This window comes from Mycobacterium sp. NGS18 (assembly GCF_059813185.1).
Genome location: NZ_JCALEC010000001.1, coordinates 520837 through 538115 on the forward strand (window position 1 = coordinate 520837; position 17279 = coordinate 538115).

Sequence of the window (17279 nt, forward strand, 5' to 3'; positions counted from 1 at the left end):
AAGGGATCAGTATTTGTAGTGCGGCGCCAGCTGGTGGGCGCGCATCAGGTTCTCGGTGGGGCAGTCCACGTCCGGGCTGGAGTAGACCGGCGAGTAGTACAGCGACTGCTGGATCACGCCGTAGCTGGTCTTGAACGCCACCATGCACGAGTACCACCAGCGGTTGTTCCACTCGGTGGGCTTCATCACCCAGTACTGCGCCGCACGGTGCCCGCCGATGTTCATCTCGATCGCGTCGGCCGGCAACGTCTCGTCGTAGCTGCGCCACACGAACGTCTCGACGGCCATTTGGTAATTGCCGGCATCGAACTCGCAGCGCACCCCCTCGACCGGCTTGGGCGGGGTGAACGCCAGCCCCAGTTGGGCGATGACGTCGAAGGGGATGTCCTCGCAGGCGTCGAACGGCCGCGGGTTGGTGAGGTTGACCGGTTTGCTCGAGGTGGGCGGTGGCGCCAGCGGCATCGCGGTGGAGCGCAGCTGCACCCCGCCCTCGCCCGAGACGCTGCCGGGAGGGGATTGCTGCCCCACCATGACGACGGCCATCACCAGCGCGCTGACCGCGGTGATCAGCCGCAGTTTGGTGAGCATGACACTCCTCGCTTCCGCCCGGTGTTCTGCCGGGAGTGTACAAGTTGTGGCCCCGGCCACTCCCACGAAGGCGAGAACACGTTTCAGTTCGCCGGACCCGTTAGGCTCGAACCCCGTGACCACCCGTGAGCCGACGGCCTCGCACGGCCCGACCCTGTGGGCGATCTCCGACCTACACACCGGCCACATGGGCAACAAGCCGGTCACCGAGTCGCTGCATCCGGCCACCGGTGACGACTGGCTGATCGTCGCGGGTGATGTCGCCGAACGCACCGATGAGATCCGTTGGTCGCTGGACCTGTTGCGCAAGCGCTTCGCCAAGGTGATCTGGGTGCCCGGCAACCACGAGCTGTGGACCACGACCAAGGACCCGATGCAGATCTTCGGGCGCTCCCGCTATGACTACCTGGTCGACATGTGCGACCAGATGGGCGTCATCACCCCCGAGCACCCCTTCCCGGTCTGGACCGAGGAGGGCGGCCCGGCCACGATCGTGCCGATGTTCCTGCTGTACGACTACACGTTCCTGCCCGCCGGGGCGACCAGCAAGGCCGCGGGTCTGGCGCTCGCCCGGGAGAACAACGTGGTGTGCACCGACGAGTTCTTGTTGTCGCCCGAGCCGTACGGCACCCGCGACGCATGGTGCCGTGACCGGGTGGCCGTCACCCGCAAGCGACTCGAAGACCTGGACTGGATGACGCCGACCGTATTGGTCAACCACTTCCCGATGGTGCGCGAGCCCTGCGACGCGCTGTTCTATCCGGAGTTCTCGCTGTGGTGCGGCACCACCGAGACCGCCGACTGGCACACCCGCTACAACGCCACCTGTTCGGTCTACGGCCATCTGCACATCCCGCGCACCACCTTCTATGACGGGGTGCGCTTCGAAGAGGTCTCGGTGGGCTACCCGCGGGAGTGGAAGCGACGCCCGCCGCACCGCTGGCTGCGGCAGGTACTGCCCGACCCGCAGTACCCGCCCGGCTATCTCAACGAGTTCGGTGGCCACTTCGCCATCACCGACGAGATGCGTGCGGCCAGCGCACAGTTCCGGGAACGCCTGCGGCAGCGGCAGTCCCGATGAGCAAGCTGCTGGACACGGTGCTGGATCCGGTGCCGGGGCATTCGCTGGCGTGGGCCGAACGCTACGACGACCCACCCGGGTTGGCCCCGCTGCCCGAGGAAGAGCCGCTGGTGGCGCGTTCGGTCGCCAAGCGCCGCAACGAGTTCGTCACGGCGCGCTACTGCGCTCGGCTTGCGCTCGAGGAGCTGGGCCAGCCGCCGGTGCCGATCCTCAAAGGGGAGAAGGGCGAACCGTCCTGGCCCGACGGCGTAGTCGGCAGCCTGACCCATTGCGCGGGTTTCCGCGGCGCGGTGGTGGGTCGCAGCGCTGACGTGCGGTCGGTAGGCATCGACGCCGAGCCGCACGACGTGCTGCCCGACGGCGTGCTGAACGCGGTCAGCCTGCCGGCCGAGCGCGCCGAGCTGGCCGCGCTGTCAGACGGTCAGCACTGGGACCGGATCCTGTTCTGCGCCAAGGAAGCCACCTACAAGGCCTGGTTTCCGCTGACCAGGAGGTGGCTGGGCTTCGAGGACGCCCACATCAGTTTCACTGTGACCGGCGAGGCGTCCGGGGCATTCGTGTCTCGCATCCTGATCGACCCCGCAGCCCTGGCCGGGCCGCCACTGACCGAGCTGCGTGGCCGGTGGTCGGTGACGAACGGGCTGGTGCTGACGGCGATCGTGCTGTGAGCACACCGGTGCAGCCCGGCTTGGTGATCGTCGACAAGCCGGCCGGAATCACCAGCCACGACGTGGTTTCGCGGTGCCGCCGATTCTTCTCCACCCGCAAGGTCGGCCACGCCGGCACCCTGGACCCGATGGCCACCGGCGTGCTGGTGATCGGCATCGAACGAGCCACCAAGATTCTCGGCCTGCTCACCACGTCGGTGAAGTCCTATGCCGCCACCATCCGGCTGGGTCAGACCACCTCCACCGAGGATGCCGACGGCGAAGTGCTGCAGACTGTTTCAGCCACGCACCTCGCCGACTCCCAGATCGTCGACGCGGTTTCGGACCTGCGTGGGGATATCTTGCAGGTGCCCTCGGCGGTCAGCGCGATCAAAGTCGCCGGCAAGCGCTCCTACCAGCTGGCCCGGGAGGGTCGCGCCGTCGAACTGCCGGCCCGCCCGGTGCGCATCGATCGCTTCGAAGTCCTCGCGGTGCGCCGCACCGGGCAGTTCGTCGATCTGGACGTCGAGGTGGATTGTTCGGCGGGTACCTACATCCGGGCGCTGGCCCGCGATCTCGGCGGCGAGCTGGGGGTGGGCGGGCACTTGACCGCGCTGCGGCGTACCCGGGCCGGCAGCTTCGGCCTGGATCAAGCCCGCACCCTGGAGGAGCTGGGAGACGCCCCGCGGCTGAGCTACAGCCTGGATGAGGCCTGCCTGCAAACCTTTCCGCGCCGCGGCCTGACCGCCGACGAGTCACTCGACGCCAGCCACGGCCGGCCGCTGGCGCCCGCGGGCCTCGACGGCGTCTATGCGGCTACCGCCCCGAATGGGCGGGTGATCGCGCTGCTGGAGGATTCCGGGCGGCGGACCAGATCGGTGGTCGTCATTCGCCCGGCAACGCTTTAAACCGTCTCGACGACCTGCTGCACGAACCGGGCCAGCTGCGCCCGGGCCCGTGCGCCCTCGGGAAGCGGCTGCATCAGACAAACCTGCCAATATGAACGTAACTCCGCCTCGCGCCGCTGCCGCAGGTATCGTTGAGCGGCTGATGGCGGGAAGGGGAGCGAGATGGCGACCGGTGTCGACGAGCAGCGCGGGCGGCGCACCCAAGCGCAGCGCAGTGCCGCGATGCGGGTCCGGTTGCTCGATGCCACCATCGACTGCCTGGTGACCTACGGTTACGCCGGCACCACCACACCGCGCATCGCCGAACTGGCCGGTGTCACCCGAGGCGCCCAGGTCCACCACTTCCGGTCGAAAGAAGACCTTGTCGTGGCCGCGGTGGAACACCTGGCGCAGCAGCGCACCCAGGCCGCCATCCGCGAACTCGGTCAGGTCGACTCGATCCCCGATCCCGTCACGACAGCCCTGGATTTCCTCTGGGAATCCCATCAGGGGCCGATGTTCATTGCGACCGTGGAACTTTGGGTGGCCGCCCGCACAGACCGGATGCTGGCCCGGCACATCGAACGAGTGGAACCCGTCGTCAACGGCACCCTCATCGCGGCGATCGCCCAGTTGATGCCCGGGCATCCCGCCCAGAAGGAGATCCGCAACGTCGTCTACACCGCGATGGATGCGTTGCGGGGCATCCTGGTGTCAAGCTTCATCGACGACGATCCGCAACGTGCCCGGCGGCGCTGGGAGCGGGCCTGTGTGCACTTGCGCCAGGTCGCCGCCGGCGTCTTCCCGCAAGCCGACTGATCGCACCGGGCCGGCGAGTCGCTGCGCAGGCCGTTCCGGGCGTCTCTGCACCCTCTTGTAAAGATGCAATCAGGTCTGTATGTTTCTAGCCACCTGGTGGATGCGGAGGAGAACCATGGCGAACAAGGTGTATGTGATCGGCGTCGGGATGACGAAGTTCGAGAAGCCGGGCCGGCGCCACAACGACGACGGGTCGGCGTGGGACTACCCGGACATGGCCCGCGAATCCGGCACCAAGGCGCTGGCCGATGCCGGGATCGACTATCGCGAAGTGGAGCAGGGCTACGTCGGTTACGTCTACGGTGAGTCCACCTCCGGGCAGCGGGCGCTGTACGAGCTGGGGCTGACCGGGATCCCGGTCGTCAATGTCAACAACAACTGTTCGACCGGTTCGACCGCGCTCTATCTCGCCGCCCAGGCGATCCGGGGCGGGCTGGCCGACTGCACCATCGCGCTGGGCTTCGAGAAGATGAAGCCCGGCTCGCTGGAGTCCACCTACGACGACCGTGCCCAGCCGATGGAAAAGCATGTGCTGGCGCTGGCCGAGATCTCCGAGGTGCTGTTTCCGGTGGCGCCGTGGATGTTCGGCGCCGCCGGCCGCGAACACATCAAGCAATACGGTTCCACCGCCGAGCATTTCGCCAAGATCGGTTACAAGAACCACAAGCATTCGGTGAACAACCCCTATGCCCAGTTCCAGGACGAGTACACCCTCGACGACATCCTGGGTTCCCGGATGATCTATGACCCGCTGACCAAGCTGCAGTGCTCGCCGACCTCGGACGGCTCGGGGGCGGCGATCCTGGCCAGTGAGGCGTTCGTCGATAAGCACGGACTGGCCGGGCAGGCCGTCGAGATCGTCGGGCAGGCGATGACCACCGACTTCGCCTCCACCTTCGACGGCACCGCCAAGAACCTGATCGGCTATGACATGAATGTGCAAGCCGCCCAACGGGTCTATGACCAGTCCGGGCTCGGGCCGCAAGACTTTCAGGTCATCGAGCTGCACGACTGCTTCTCGGCCAACGAGCTGCTGCTCTATGAGGCGCTGGGCCTCTGCCCTGAAGGCGAAGCCCCCAAGCTGATCGACAACGGCGACACCACCTACGGCGGTCGCTGGGTGGTCAACCCCTCCGGGGGGCTGATCTCCAAGGGCCACCCGCTGGGTGCCACCGGTTTGGCGCAGTGCTCCGAGCTGACCTGGCAACTGCGGGGCACCGCCGACAAACGACAGGTCGACGGTGTCACCGCCGCCCTGCAGCACAACATCGGGCTCGGCGGCGCCGCCGTGGTCACCGCCTACCAGCGCGCCGAGCGCTGAATCGAAGGAGAAAGCATGGGACACATCGAGGCCACCAAACAACTGGCGGTCGGCCCGGAAGCACTGTGGAACACCGTCTGCGATCTGTCCAGCTGGGACAAGTGGTTCACCATTCACGAAAAGTGGCTCGCCGAGCCGCCCGCCACGCTGACACCGGGTGCGACGTTGACCGCCAAGATCGTCATGCTCGGCATGGCCAACAAGATCGAGTGGACGGTCGATAAGGTCTCCGAAAAGGGGAGTGCCGGAAGCAGTCTGACCCTGTCCGGGACCGGGATGGCCGGGGTTAAATGCCGGTTCGAGTTCTCGGTGACACCGTCCGGAGACGGTGCGCAGTTCAGTGTCGCCGGCGATTTCGAGGGTGCGCTGATCAAGGGTGCGCTGGGCAAGGCGGTCGAAAAGGACGGCGCCAAACAACTCGACAAGACCCTCGCGCAGCTCGAGGCGCTGGCCGCGTCGGCGGTCTGAGGCGGCCTGGGATGTCTGACGATCTGGCATTCGACGATGCCGGGCTGGACAAGTGGAGTGACGAGGACCGCTTCGAAGTCACCCGGGAGCGGATCGTCGAGTACGCCGAAGCGACCAACGATCCGATCGCCGCGCACCGCAGCGGCGACCTCGCACCGCCCGTGTTTGGGATCGTGCCGGTGTTCGAGTCGCTGCTGGTTCCCGCTGTCGAGGTGGCACCGGTCGAGCTGATCCCGCGGGTGGTGCACGGCGAGCAGGACTTCCATTTCCACCGGCCCATCCGACCGGGAGACAAGCTGGTCTCCCGCGGCAAGATGATCGGCTACGAAGGACTGGAGAAGGGCACCCGCGCGGCGATTCTGCTCGAATGCCGCACCGAGGAAGGCGAACTGGTCAACGAGCAATACGTGACCTGTTTCTTCCGCGGACACAATGCGGGCAAACGGATCGGCGAACTGGGACCCGGGCACAAGTTCGATGACGCACTGCGGCAGCGGGCTCCGATCGGCAAGGTCGTCGGCCACGTCGACACCGACCAGACGTTCCGCTACGCCCCGGCATCCGGTGATCCGATGCCGATCCACCTCGATGAGGACGTCGCCAAGTCGGCCGGCTTGCCGGGCATCATCGCCCATGGGCTGTGCACCATGGCGTTCGCCTCCTGGGCGGTGCTCACCGAGGTCGCCGACTCCGACGTCACGCGCCTGCGGCGGCTCGCGGTGCGGTTCTCCAAGATGGTGCTGCCCGGCGACGACTTGGAGACCCGGATCTGGAAGGCCGATTCGACCGAGGGCGCAACGACATACGCGTTCGAGACCGCGCGGGTAGGCGCCGACGAAATGGCGATCACCGACGGCTTCGCCGTCATCACCGACAGCTAGGAGACTTTGATGGGCGCATTGGAAGGCCGGGTCGCGGTGATCACCGGCGCCGGACGCGGGATCGGGCGCGAACACGCCCTGCTGTTCGCCGCCGAAGGGGCCGCAGTGGTGGTCAACGACCTGGGCGGGAGCAACGCCGGAGAGGGCGCCGACACCACCACCGCTGCGCAGGTGGTCGAGGAGATCGTGGCCTCCGGCGGGCGGGCGGTGGCCAACACCGACAACGTCGCCGATTGGTCGTGCGCGAAAGGCGTTGTCGAGCGGGCGATCGACGAGTTCGGCCGGCTGGATGTGCTGGTCAACAACGCCGGAATTCTGCGGGACTCTTTCATTCCCGGCATGGAGGAGTCACAGTGGGATGCCGTGATCGCGGTGCACCTCAAGGGGCATTTCGCGATGCTGCATCACGCCGCGGCGTACTGGAAGGCGCAGTCCAAGGCCGGTGACCAGCCCAATGCCGCCGTGATCAACACCGCCTCCGGGTCCGGAGTCACACTGCCCAATCCCGGTCAGGCGAACTACGGCGCGGCCAAGGCGGGCATCGCCGCGCTGACCCTGATCGCTGCCGAAGAACTGGACCGCTACGGGGTGCGGGTCAACGCCATCGCCCCGATCGCCCGCACCCGCCTGACCTTGGCCACCCCCGGTATGGGTGCGCTGATGGCCGAACCCGAGGACGGGGAGCTGGACCTGTTCAGCCCGGCCAATATCTCCCCATTGGTGGCCTATCTGGCCACCGACAAGTGTCCGGTCACCGGCACGGTGTACGCGGTGCAGGGCGGCGCCATCTCGCGGCTGGCCGGCTGGCACGACGTCGAGACCATCGAGACCGACGGCATCTGGCAGATCGACGACATCGCGGCACGGCTGCCGCACTGATCCTTGGGAGAACACCGATGTTCGAGTGGTCCGACACCGACCTGATCATGCGCGACACGGTGCGGGGGTTCATCGACAAAGAGATCCGCCCGCACCTGGATGCGCTGGAAAGCGGTGAGCTGTCGCCGTATCCGATCGCCCGCAAATTGTTCAGCGAGTTCGGCCTGGACGTGCTGGCCGGCGAAACGGTCAAGAACATGCTGGAAAAGCAGCGCGCCGCAACAGACGCACCGGCGGCCGACCGCGAGTCATCCGGCGGCCTGGGCGATTTGGGCGGCCAGCTATCCATGGCGGCGGTGATGGTCGCGGAGCTGTCCGGGGTCAGCATCGGGCTGCTCAGCACCGTCGGCGTCAGCCTGGGATTGGGGGCGGCCACCATCGCCAGCCGCGGCACCCTGGCGCAGAAGGAGCGCTGGCTGCCCGATCTGATGACGCTGGACAAGATCGCATGCTGGGCCATCACCGAGCCGGACGCCGGCTCGGATGCCTTCGGCGGGATGAAGACGTACGTCAAACGCGATGGAACCGACTACATCCTCAACGGGCAGAAGACGTTCATCACCAACGGCCCCTTCGCCGATGTGCTGATCGTCTACGCCAAGCTGGACGACGGCTCGGGTGCCGATCGGCGGGATCGTCCGGTGCTGACCTTCGTGCTCGACGCCGGGATGCCGGGACTGACCCAGGGCAAGCCGTTCAAGAAGATGGGCATGATGTCCTCACCGACCGGTGAGTTGTTCTTCGACAACGTGCGCATCACCGGCGACCGGTTGCTCGGGGAGACCGAGCAGCACACCGGTGGCGACGGGCGGGAAAGCGCCCGGGCCAATTTCGTCGCCGAACGCGCGGGCGTGGCGCTGATGTCGCTGGGCATCATCGACGAATGTCACCGGCTGTGCGTCGATTACGCCAAGACCCGCACGCTGTGGGGGCAGAACATCGGTGCGTTCCAGTTGATCCAGCTCAAGCTCGCCAAAATGGAGGTGGCCCGGATCAACGTGCAGAACATGGTGTTTTCGACGCTGGAGAAAGTGCGGGCCGGCAAGATCCCGTCGCTGGCCGAGGCGTCGGCGATGAAGCTGTACTCCTCGGAGGCGGCCACCGAGGTGGCGATGGACGCGGTGCAACTGTTCGGCGGCAACGGCTACATGGCCGAATACCGGGTCGAGCAATTGGCCCGCGACGCCAAGTCGCTGATGATCTACGCCGGAAGCAACGAGGTTCAGGTCACCCACATCGCCAAGGGCCTGCTGAGCGGCTGATTCGCGTGATCCGGGGGCTCAGGTGTACAGCGTTTCGAATCGCTTGATCGAACTCTCGATGTCGCCCTTGACGGCGCGAGCGGCAGCCGCCCCGATCGGTCCGAACAGCGGCCGGCCGCCCATGTCCAGCCGCAGCGTGAAACGCGAGCCCGCGCCGGCCGCGGAGATCGCCAGTGACAGACCGTATTTGGTGCCGCCCACCCCGGCACCGGTGAGTTCCAGCAGCGCCGGCGGATCGAACTTGCGGACCGTCCAGGTGACCCGGTTGCGCATGCCCTTGGCCCCGGCGACCCCGACCAGCGTCGTTCCGACGGCGAGCTCGCCGGGCAACTCGCAGCGCCAGCCCTGGTGCATCGACAGCCAGTCCCCGAGTTCACTGAGGTTGGACGCGTGGGCCCAGGCTTGCTCGGGCGGCAGTGACAGCTCGCGGGACAGTTCGAGTTTGGCCATCCACCGATGCTAGACGCCGACTTGATACCTTCGGACGCCGTGGTGGCCGCCGAAGCTCCCGCCCAGGGGGCGCACTGGGATGTCCCGCGACCGGTGGCGACCAGCAGGCATCTGATCGAAGCGGCAGGCCTGCACGGGGTGGCCGTGGCCGACTGCCTGGCCGGCACCGGTGTGGCGGTGGCCGACATCGACGACAGCGCCACCGAGGTTCAGGCCGGCCAGGAACTGGCGATCTTGCGTAATATCCTTGCCCGCCTTGCCGACCCGCGGGAGTTCGCCCGCGATGTGGGTGTCCGGTACAACTTCGCCAACATGGGCATCCTCGGCTATGCGCTGTTGGCCAGTCCGACCTGGGGTGACGCGGTCAACGTCGCCTGCCGCTTCGCGACGCTGTCATCGAGTTTCCTTCGGATCACCCGCTGCGACACCGACACCGGCACCGTCATCGAGTTCGACGACAGCCAGGTGCCCGCCGACGTGCGGCAGTTCATGCTCGAACGCGACCTCTACGCGCTGATCAACCTGGCGCCGTTGCTGATCGGCCAACTGGAATCGGCCGTGCCGATCCGGGTCGAGGTGCCCGGGATCGAGGTGCCCCAGGGCCGTCTCGACTTCGCCGGGCTGGCTATCGAGGTCGACACGTCGTCATCCCGCAGCGCCATCACGATCCCCAACGAGGTGCTGGCGCAGGCGATGCCGGCCGCCGATGCCGTGACCGCGCAGGTCTGCGTACAGCAGTGCGAAGAGCTGTTGACGGCGCGGCGCCAGCGGCGCGGGATGGCCGCGCTGGTGCGTACCCGCCTGGTCCGCGACCCGGGCCGGCTGCCGTCGATGGCCGACATCGCCGCCGAGCTCTGCATCGCCGAACGGACCCTGCATCGCCGGCTGGCCGCCGAGCACACCAGCTACCGTGCCCTGGTCGACGAGGTCCGGGTGACGCTGGCGGCGGCGCTGCTCGAATCCGGGCTCACCGTCGAGGAGACCGCCCGCCAGCTCGGCTACTCCGAGACCGCCGCATTCACCCGGGCGTTCGGCCGGTGGACCGGCACGCCGCCGAGCCGGCACCGCCGCAAGCCGTGACGTGGTGTCCGAATAGGTCAAATAGCTGTCCGGTTCGCGCATTACATCGATCGGCCCGCCCGGTCAGAGTGAGACCATGACTGCATCTCACGACGTGGCATACCCGGCGGTGCGCCGGATGAGCTTCGAGTTCGGCGCGGCCGACACCGACAAGTACTTCGCTGACGACAACATGGTGTTCAGCCACCTGATCGCGATACTGTCGGCGATCTTCCCGCCGGGCGAAGAGATCTTCGTGCGGTCGGTACGCCGCTACCAAGACCAGATCGCCGACCCGGCCCTGCGCAAGCGGGTGGCCGGATTCATCGGGCAGGAGAAAACTCACGGGCGCGGGCACCGCGAGCTCAACGAGCAGCTCACCGCGATGGGTATCCCACCGCGTGGTTCGAATACCTGCTGGAGAGCACCGAGCGGATGGAGAAGTTCCTCGACAAGCAGTATCCGAGCCCGGATCGGCTGCCCCGGCTCCGGCACTTCTTCCTCGGCTTCACCGTGGCCGCCGAGCACTTCACCGCGGTGTGGGCGGAGAACATCCTCAAAAGCCCCGAGATTCAGGCGATGATGTACGACCCCGAGATTCGCAACCTGCTCAACTGGCATGCGTTGGAAGAACTGGAACACAAGTCGGTCGCCTTCGACGTGTATCGGGCTGTCGGCGTGCCGGAATCGACGCGCATCCGATGGATGCGGTTCGCGCAGAACTGTGGCATCCCGATCCTGGTGCTGTTCGCCTGGCTCTCGATCGCCACCACCGACCGCGAGGGGCGCCGGCACCCGATCCGGATCCTGCGGGAGACCGTGCAGATGCTGCGCACGCCGATGTGGACGGGCTTCTACTCCGCGATGAGCCCGTTCAAAAAGCCCGGATTCCACCCGGCCCAGATCGACACCACGGAGCTGGAAGCCGCATGGCGTCACAAGCTTTTCGGAGAGCAAGGACAGCTCGTCGGCCACCTGAGGTGATCCGGCTGATCACACCACCCAGATCGCCTGTGCCGCAGGGCTTCCCAAGTCTATGGTCGCCTGCTCGCCGGCGGGCGACTCCAGAGCCACCGAGATGATCCCGGCGAACTCGCGGCGGGTCAGCACCTGGACGCGGGCATCGAGGCTGATGCCCACCCCGTCGAAGTAGCGCAGCATCTCCGGGTCGGCATCGGAGATCCGGGCCACCGTGCCGGAGTCGCCGTCGGCGCACTCCCACAACTGCCGGGCCGGTGGGGTGGGCACCTGCCCGTCGGCCGCCGGGATCGGGTCGCCGTGCGGGTCGCGCTGCGGAAATCCCAGTTTGGCGTCGATGCGGTCCACCAGCGCATCGGAGACCGCGTGCTCGAGCACCTCGGCCTCGTCGTGCACCTCGTCCCAGCTGTAGCCCAGTTCGCGCACCAGAAACGTCTCGATCAACCGGTGCCGGCGCACCATGGCCAGCGCCGCGCGGCGTCCCTCGTCGGTGAGGGTGACCGCGCCGTACTTCTCGTGGTCCACCAAGCCGGCTTCGGCGAGTTTGCGGATCGATTCCGATGCGGTGCTGGCTGATACACCGATCTTCTCCGCCAGCATCTTGGTGCTGACCTTGTCGGGTGACCATTCCTGCGCGGTCCAGATGACCTTCAGGTAGTCCTGGGCGACGCTAGTCAGCCCGTCCGACTGCTCCCAAGGGCTCACGGCACACAGTTTAGGCTTGCTGATGTGCAGCGGTGGCGGGGGCAGGACGAGATCCCCACAGACTGGGGCAGGTGCGTGCTCACCATCGGCGTGTTCGACGGTGTGCACCGCGGCCATGCCGAACTGATCGCCCATGCGGTCAAGGCCGGTAAGGCCCGTGGTGTGCCGACGGTGCTGATGACCTTCGACCCGCACCCGATGGAAGTGGTCTATCCGGGCAACCATCCCGCGCAGCTCACCACGTTGGCGCGCCGCGCCGAGCTCGTCGAAGAAGCCGGCGTGGATGTCTTCCTGGTGATCCCGTTCACCTCCGACTTCATGAAACTCCCCCCGGACCGCTACATCCACGAACTTCTGGTCGAGCACCTGCACGTGGTGGACGTGGTGGTGGGGGAGAACTTCACCTTCGGCCGCAAGGCGGCGGGCAACGTCGAGACGCTGCGCCGCGCCGGTGAGCAGTTCGGTTTCGGGGTGCAGTCGGTGTCGCTGGTGGCCGAGCGCGCCGACACCGACCCGGCCCAGTCGGTCACCTTCTCCTCGACCTACATCCGGTCCTGCGTGGACGCCGGCGACGTCGTCGCCGCAGCCGAGGCCCTGGGCCGGCCGCACCGGGTCGAGGGACTGGTGGTGCGTGGGGATGGCCGCGGGAAGGACCTGGGCTTCCCGACCGCCAACGTGGCGCCGTCGGCGTATGCGGCCATTCCGGCCGACGGCGTGTATGCGGCGTGGTTCACCGTGCTGGGGCACGGCCCGGTGCCCGGCACCGTCATCGCCGGTCAGCGCTGCCGGGCGGCGGTGTCGGTCGGCACCAACCCGACCTTCTCCGGGCGGGCCCGCACCGTCGAGGCGTTCGTACTGGACCAAACCGCCGACCTGTACGGCCAGCGGGTCGCCGTCGATTTCGTCAGCCGGATCCGGGGCCAGGAGAAGTTCGACTCGGTGGCGGATCTGGTGGCGGTGATGAACACCGACGTGGACAAGACCCGCGCTCTACTGGCCGAAGACTGACTGATCGGGCCTGGATCGGGCCGGGATTGGTCTGGGCCGCCCCGGCGCTGCTAGACTCCCCGCTCGGTGTGCTGCAGTCCGCGGTGGCCGCCGTAATGACATTCGCGGGACCGATTGATGGAGATGTTTTCGTGGCGCTGACAGTCGAGCAGAAAAAAGAGATCCTGGGCAACTACGGTCTGCACGAGACCGACACCGGTTCTCCGGAAGCGCAGGTCGCGCTGCTCACCAAGCGGATCGTCGACCTCACCGAGCACCTCAAGACCCACAAGCACGACCACCACTCCCGGCGCGGCCTGCTGCTGCTGGTCGGCCGGCGGCGTCGTCTGCTCAAGTACCTCGCCCAGGTCGATGTGGCGCGTTACCGCTCGCTCATCGAGCGCCTGGGCCTGCGTCGCTGACAACCGGCGGCAACCGCCGCCGTGTAGAGTGAGACCGTTCCGGGCCCCGCCCGGAGATCGGTGTGGCCCACGCAGTCCGCGCGCGTCACTCCGGCACGTCACGACGGGACACGTTCGGGGCGATCAGCCCAGACCTGAGTCGGGCGGTCTTCGGTAGTGGCAGCCGGGTCGAGGAGTACTAGAGATCCGGCCGCTTCGATCGACGACCGTAGCCGCATCCAGGTCCGCACTGGTCCACGTCTGGCGTTGCGAAACAGCTGAACGAACCAGGAAGGCCGTACGGGCGTCCATGTCTGCAATTGAAATTGAAGAAGGCGTTTTCGAGTCCACCGCCACCATCGACAACGGGAGCTTCGGCACCCGCACCATCCGCTTCGAGACCGGCCGGTTGGCCCAGCAGGCGGCCGGCAGTGTCGTCGCCTATCTCGACGACGAAACCATGCTGCTGTCGGCGACCACCGCCAGCAAGGCTCCCAAGGAGCACTTCGACTTCTTCCCGCTCACCGTCGACGTCGAGGAGCGGATGTATGCCGCCGGGCGCATCCCCGGCTCGTTCTTCCGCCGCGAGGGCCGGCCGTCCACCGACGCGATCCTGACCTGCCGGCTCACCGACCGCCCGCTGCGCCCGTCCTTCGTGGACGGCCTGCGCAACGAGATCCAGGTCGTCGTGACGGTGTTGAGCCTGAACCCAAACGACCTGTACGACGTGGTGGCGATCAACGCTGCATCCGCCTCCACTCAGCTCGCCGGCCTGCCGTTCTCCGGCCCGGTCGGCGCGGCCCGGGTGGCGCTCATCGACGGCAGCTGGGTGGCATTCCCCACCGTCGAGCAGCTCGAGCGCGCGGCGTTCGACATGGTGCTGGCCGGACGCACCCTCGATGATGGTGACGTCGCGATCATGATGGTCGAGGCCGAGGCCACCGAGAACGTCATCGAGCTGATCGAGGCCGGTGCGCAGGCGCCGACCGAGACGGTGGTCGCCGAAGGGCTGGAGGCGGCCAAGCCGTTCATCGCGGCGCTGTGCAAGGCCCAGCAGGAGCTGGCCGACGCCGCCGCCCGCCCGACCGCCGACTACCCGCTGTTCCCCTCCTACGGCGAGGACGTCTACTACTCGGTGGCCTCGGTGGCCACCGATGAGCTGGCCAAGGCGCTGACCATCGCCGGCAAGGCCGAGCGCGACGATCGCACCGAGGAGATCAAGGCCGAGGTGGTCGCGCGGCTCGCCGAGACCTACGAGGGACGCGAGAAGGAGATCAGCGCGGCCTACCGCAGCCTGACCAAAAAGCTGGTGCGCCAGCGCATCCTGACCGACCACTTCCGCATCGACGGCCGCGGCATCACCGACATTCGGGCATTGAGCGCGGAGGTCGCGGTGGTGCCCCGGGCGCACGGCAGCGCGCTGTTTGAGCGCGGCGAGACCCAGATCATGGGTGTGACCACGCTGGACATGATGAAGATGGCCCAGCAGATCGACTCGCTGGGACCGGAGACGTCCAAGCGCTACATGCACCACTACAACTTCCCGCCGTACTCGACCGGTGAGACCGGCCGCGTCGGTTCGCCCAAGCGCCGCGAAATCGGCCACGGCGCATTGGCCGAGCGGGCCCTGGTTCCGGTGCTGCCCAGCATCGAGGAGTTCCCCTACGCCATCCGGCAGGTCTCGGAAGCCCTGAGCTCCAACGGATCCACCTCGATGGGCTCGGTCTGCGCCTCCACGCTGGCGCTGCTCAACGCCGGGGTGCCGCTGAAGGCGCCGGTCGCCGGCATCGCGATGGGCCTGGTCTCCGACGACGTCGAGATCGACGGCAAGACCGAGCGCCGGTTCGTTGCGCTCACCGACATCCTGGGCGCCGAGGATGCGTTCGGCGACATGGACTTCAAGGTCGCCGGCACCAAGGACTTCGTCACCGCGCTGCAGTTGGACACCAAGCTCGACGGCATCCCGTCCCAGGTGCTCGCGGGCGCGCTGGCGCAGGCCAAGGACGCGCGTATGACCATCCTCGAGGTGATGGCCGAGGCCATCGACGCCCCCGACGAGATGAGCCCGTACGCGCCGCGGGTCACCACCATCAAGGTTCCGGTGGACAAGATCGGCGAGGTGATCGGGCCCAAGGGCAAGATGATCAACTCGATCACCGAGGAGACCGGCGCCCAGATCTCCATCGAGGACGACGGCACCGTGTTCGTCGGCGCCACCGACGGCCCGTCGGCGCAGGCCGCGATCGACAAGATCAACGCGATCGCCAACCCGCAGCTGCCCAAGATCGGTGAGCGGTTCCTGGGCACCGTCGTCAAGACCACCGACTTCGGCGCGTTCATCTCGCTGCTGCCGGGCCGCGACGGGCTGGTGCACATCTCCAAGCTGGGCAAGGGCAAGCGCGTCGCCAAGGTCGAGGACGTCGTCAAGGTCGGCGACAAGCTGCGGGTGGAGATCGCCGACATCGACAACCGCGGCAAGATCTCGCTGGTGCCGGTGGAGGACGCCGCCGAGTCGGCCCAAGAAGCGGGGTCCACCGAGCCTGCCGATGCCGCTCCCACCGAGAGCTGACATCGCGCACGCCGCACTGCGACGTACCACGCTGCCGGGCGGGCTGCGGGTGGTCACCGAGTACCTCCCTGCGGTCCGTTCGGCGTCGGTGGGCGTCTGGGTCGGCGTCGGATCACGTGACGAGGGCGCCACGGTCGCCGGTGCGGCGCACTTCCTGGAGCACCTGCTGTTCAAGGCCACCCCGACCCGCACGGCGGCCGGCATCGCCCAGGCCATGGACGCCGTCGGCGGAGAGCTCAACGCCTTCACCGGCAAAGAGCACACCTGCTACTACGCCCACGTGCTCGACACCGATCTGGAGCTGGCCGTCGCGCTGGTGAGCGACGTGGTGCTCAACGGGTCCTGCGCGGCCGCCGACGTCGATCTCGAGCGCGACGTGGTCCTCGAAGAACTCGCGATGCGCGACGACGATCCCGAGGACGCGCTGGGCGACGTGTTCTTGTCGACGCTGTTCGGCGACCATCCGATCGGACGGCCGGTGATCGGCAATGTCGAATCGGTGTCGGCGATGACCCGCGCCCAGCTGCGCTCGTTTCACCAGCGTCGCTACACCCCGGAGCGCATGGTGGTGGCGGTGGCCGGCAACGTCGATCACGACACCGTGGTGGCACTGGTCCGAGAACACTTCGGGCATCGGCTGGTTCGCGGTCAGCGGCCCGCTACCCCGCGGCGGGGGACCGCCCGGATCCCGGGTTCTCCGGGGCTGACGTTGGTCAACCGGGACGCCGACCAGACCCACATGTCGCTGGGGGTGCGCGCCCCGGGGCGGCACTGGCCGCACCGTCAGGCGCTGGCAGTGCTCAACACCGCCCTCGGCGGGGGGTTGAGTTCGCGGTTGTTCCAACAGGTTCGGGAATCGCGCGGGCTGGCGTACTCGATCTACTCGTCGGTGGACACCTTCGCCGACGCGGGTGCACTGTCGGTCTACACCGCCTGCCAGCCGGAGCGGTTCGCCGAAGTGGCGGCGGTGACCACCGAGGTGCTCGACTCGGTCGCGCGCGACGGCATCACCGCCGAGGAGTGCCGGATCGCCAAGGGATCCTTGCGCGGCGGACTGGTTCTGGGACTGGAGGATTCGGGTTCGCGGATGAACCGGCTCGGCCGTACCGAACTGAACTACGGACGGCACCGTCCCATCTCCCGTACCCTGCGGGAGCTGTCCGCGGTCACCCTCGACGAGGTCAACGCGGTGGCGCACCGACTGTTGGGCGGGCCCTACGGGGTGGCGGTGCTCGGTCCCTACCGATCGAAGGGGGCGCTCCCCCGCCGGCTGCGGGCACTGGCCGGTTGATGGCAG

The 17279-nt window shown here is 67.5% G+C and carries 17 protein-coding genes and 1 pseudogene; 15 read left to right on the forward strand and 3 right to left on the reverse strand.

What is annotated here, in order from left to right; genetic code table 11:
• Nucleotides 1-6: 6 nt before the first annotated feature.
• The gene (locus AC5Y31_RS02550; protein ID WP_065026378.1) at nt 7-588 is read right to left on the reverse strand and encodes a DUF3558 domain-containing protein; all 582 of its coding nucleotides are present in this window, start codon (nt 586-588) and stop codon (nt 7-9) included.
• 115 nt (nt 589-703) lie between these two features.
• Here AC5Y31_RS02550 and pptH point away from each other — a divergent pair, with 115 nt between their 5' ends.
• The 9 genes from pptH to AC5Y31_RS02595 all read left to right on the forward strand — a co-directional run bounded on the left by pptH (nt 704) and on the right by AC5Y31_RS02595 (nt 8833).
• Nucleotides 704-1669 (forward strand): ACP phosphodiesterase PptH, encoded by a 966-nt coding sequence (gene pptH, locus AC5Y31_RS02555; protein WP_065026379.1) that lies wholly within the window; start codon nt 704-706, stop codon nt 1667-1669.
• Nucleotides 1666-2337, forward strand: a complete 672-nt coding sequence (pptT, locus tag AC5Y31_RS02560) for a 4'-phosphopantetheinyl transferase PptT (protein ID WP_065026380.1) — start codon at nt 1666-1668, stop codon at nt 2335-2337. Before pptH ends, pptT begins: the two co-directional genes overlap by 4 nt.
• On the forward strand, nt 2334-3224 hold the full coding sequence (truB, locus tag AC5Y31_RS02565) for a tRNA pseudouridine(55) synthase TruB (protein WP_499977766.1): 891 nt from the start codon (nt 2334-2336) through the stop codon (nt 3222-3224). Before pptT ends, truB begins: the two co-directional genes overlap by 4 nt.
• Before the next feature lie 162 nt (nt 3225-3386).
• Nucleotides 3387-4022, forward strand: coding sequence for a TetR/AcrR family transcriptional regulator (locus tag AC5Y31_RS02570; protein WP_065026381.1), 636 nt, complete (start codon nt 3387-3389; stop codon nt 4020-4022).
• A 115-nt stretch (nt 4023-4137) separates the two neighbouring features.
• Complete coding sequence (locus AC5Y31_RS02575) at nt 4138-5343, forward strand: lipid-transfer protein (RefSeq protein WP_499977770.1); 1206 nt, start codon at nt 4138-4140, stop codon at nt 5341-5343.
• Nucleotides 5344-5358: 15 nt separating this feature from the next.
• The gene (locus tag AC5Y31_RS02580; RefSeq protein WP_065026383.1) at nt 5359-5811 is read left to right on the forward strand and encodes a type II toxin-antitoxin system Rv0910 family toxin; all 453 of its coding nucleotides are present in this window, start codon (nt 5359-5361) and stop codon (nt 5809-5811) included.
• Nucleotides 5812-5822: 11 nt separating this feature from the next.
• A complete protein-coding gene (locus AC5Y31_RS02585; protein WP_499977773.1) occupies nt 5823-6692 on the forward strand; it encodes a MaoC/PaaZ C-terminal domain-containing protein in 870 nt (289 codons plus the stop codon).
• A 9-nt stretch (nt 6693-6701) separates the two neighbouring features.
• Nucleotides 6702-7571, forward strand: a complete 870-nt coding sequence (locus AC5Y31_RS02590) for an SDR family oxidoreductase (RefSeq protein WP_499977774.1) — start codon at nt 6702-6704, stop codon at nt 7569-7571.
• 17 nt (nt 7572-7588) lie between these two features.
• Nucleotides 7589-8833: an acyl-CoA dehydrogenase family protein gene (locus AC5Y31_RS02595; protein WP_499977777.1), complete on the forward strand. Its 1245-nt coding sequence runs from the start codon at nt 7589-7591 to the stop codon at nt 8831-8833.
• An 18-nt stretch (nt 8834-8851) separates the two neighbouring features.
• On the opposite strand, the gene AC5Y31_RS02600 is transcribed toward AC5Y31_RS02595, so the two are convergent.
• Nucleotides 8852-9283, reverse strand: coding sequence for a type II toxin-antitoxin system Rv0910 family toxin (locus AC5Y31_RS02600; RefSeq protein WP_499977779.1), 432 nt, complete (start codon nt 9281-9283; stop codon nt 8852-8854).
• A gap of 39 nt (nt 9284-9322) precedes the next feature.
• On the opposite strand from AC5Y31_RS02600, the gene AC5Y31_RS02605 reads away from it, so the two are divergent.
• Nucleotides 9323-10363, forward strand: coding sequence for an AraC family transcriptional regulator (locus AC5Y31_RS02605; RefSeq protein WP_499977780.1), 1041 nt, complete (start codon nt 9323-9325; stop codon nt 10361-10363).
• 76 nt (nt 10364-10439) lie between these two features.
• Nucleotides 10440-11326: pseudogene (locus AC5Y31_RS02610) on the forward strand (metal-dependent hydrolase).
• Nucleotides 11327-11335: 9 nt separating this feature from the next.
• On the opposite strand, the gene mntR reads toward AC5Y31_RS02610, so the two are convergent.
• Nucleotides 11336-12025 (reverse strand): manganese-binding transcriptional regulator MntR, encoded by a 690-nt coding sequence (mntR, locus tag AC5Y31_RS02615; RefSeq protein ID WP_499977782.1) that lies wholly within the window; start codon nt 12023-12025, stop codon nt 11336-11338.
• 24 nt (nt 12026-12049) lie between these two features.
• Here mntR and AC5Y31_RS02620 point away from each other — a divergent pair, with 24 nt between their 5' ends.
• The 4 genes from AC5Y31_RS02620 (at nt 12050) to AC5Y31_RS02635 (ending at nt 17273) form a co-directional block, all read left to right on the forward strand.
• Nucleotides 12050-13033 carry a bifunctional riboflavin kinase/FAD synthetase gene (locus tag AC5Y31_RS02620; protein WP_499977783.1) on the forward strand — a complete coding sequence of 328 codons (984 nt, stop codon included), beginning with the start codon at nt 12050-12052 and terminating at the stop codon, nt 13031-13033.
• Between the two features lie 131 nt (nt 13034-13164).
• On the forward strand, nt 13165-13434 hold the full coding sequence (gene rpsO, locus AC5Y31_RS02625; protein ID WP_065026407.1) for a 30S ribosomal protein S15: 270 nt from the start codon (nt 13165-13167) through the stop codon (nt 13432-13434).
• A gap of 289 nt (nt 13435-13723) precedes the next feature.
• The gene (locus AC5Y31_RS02630) at nt 13724-15982 is read left to right on the forward strand and encodes a polyribonucleotide nucleotidyltransferase (protein ID WP_499977785.1); all 2259 of its coding nucleotides are present in this window, start codon (nt 13724-13726) and stop codon (nt 15980-15982) included.
• Nucleotides 15960-17273, forward strand: coding sequence for a M16 family metallopeptidase (locus tag AC5Y31_RS02635; protein ID WP_499977787.1), 1314 nt, complete (start codon nt 15960-15962; stop codon nt 17271-17273). Before AC5Y31_RS02630 ends, AC5Y31_RS02635 begins: the two co-directional genes overlap by 23 nt.
• Nucleotides 17274-17279: the final 6 nt, after the last annotated feature.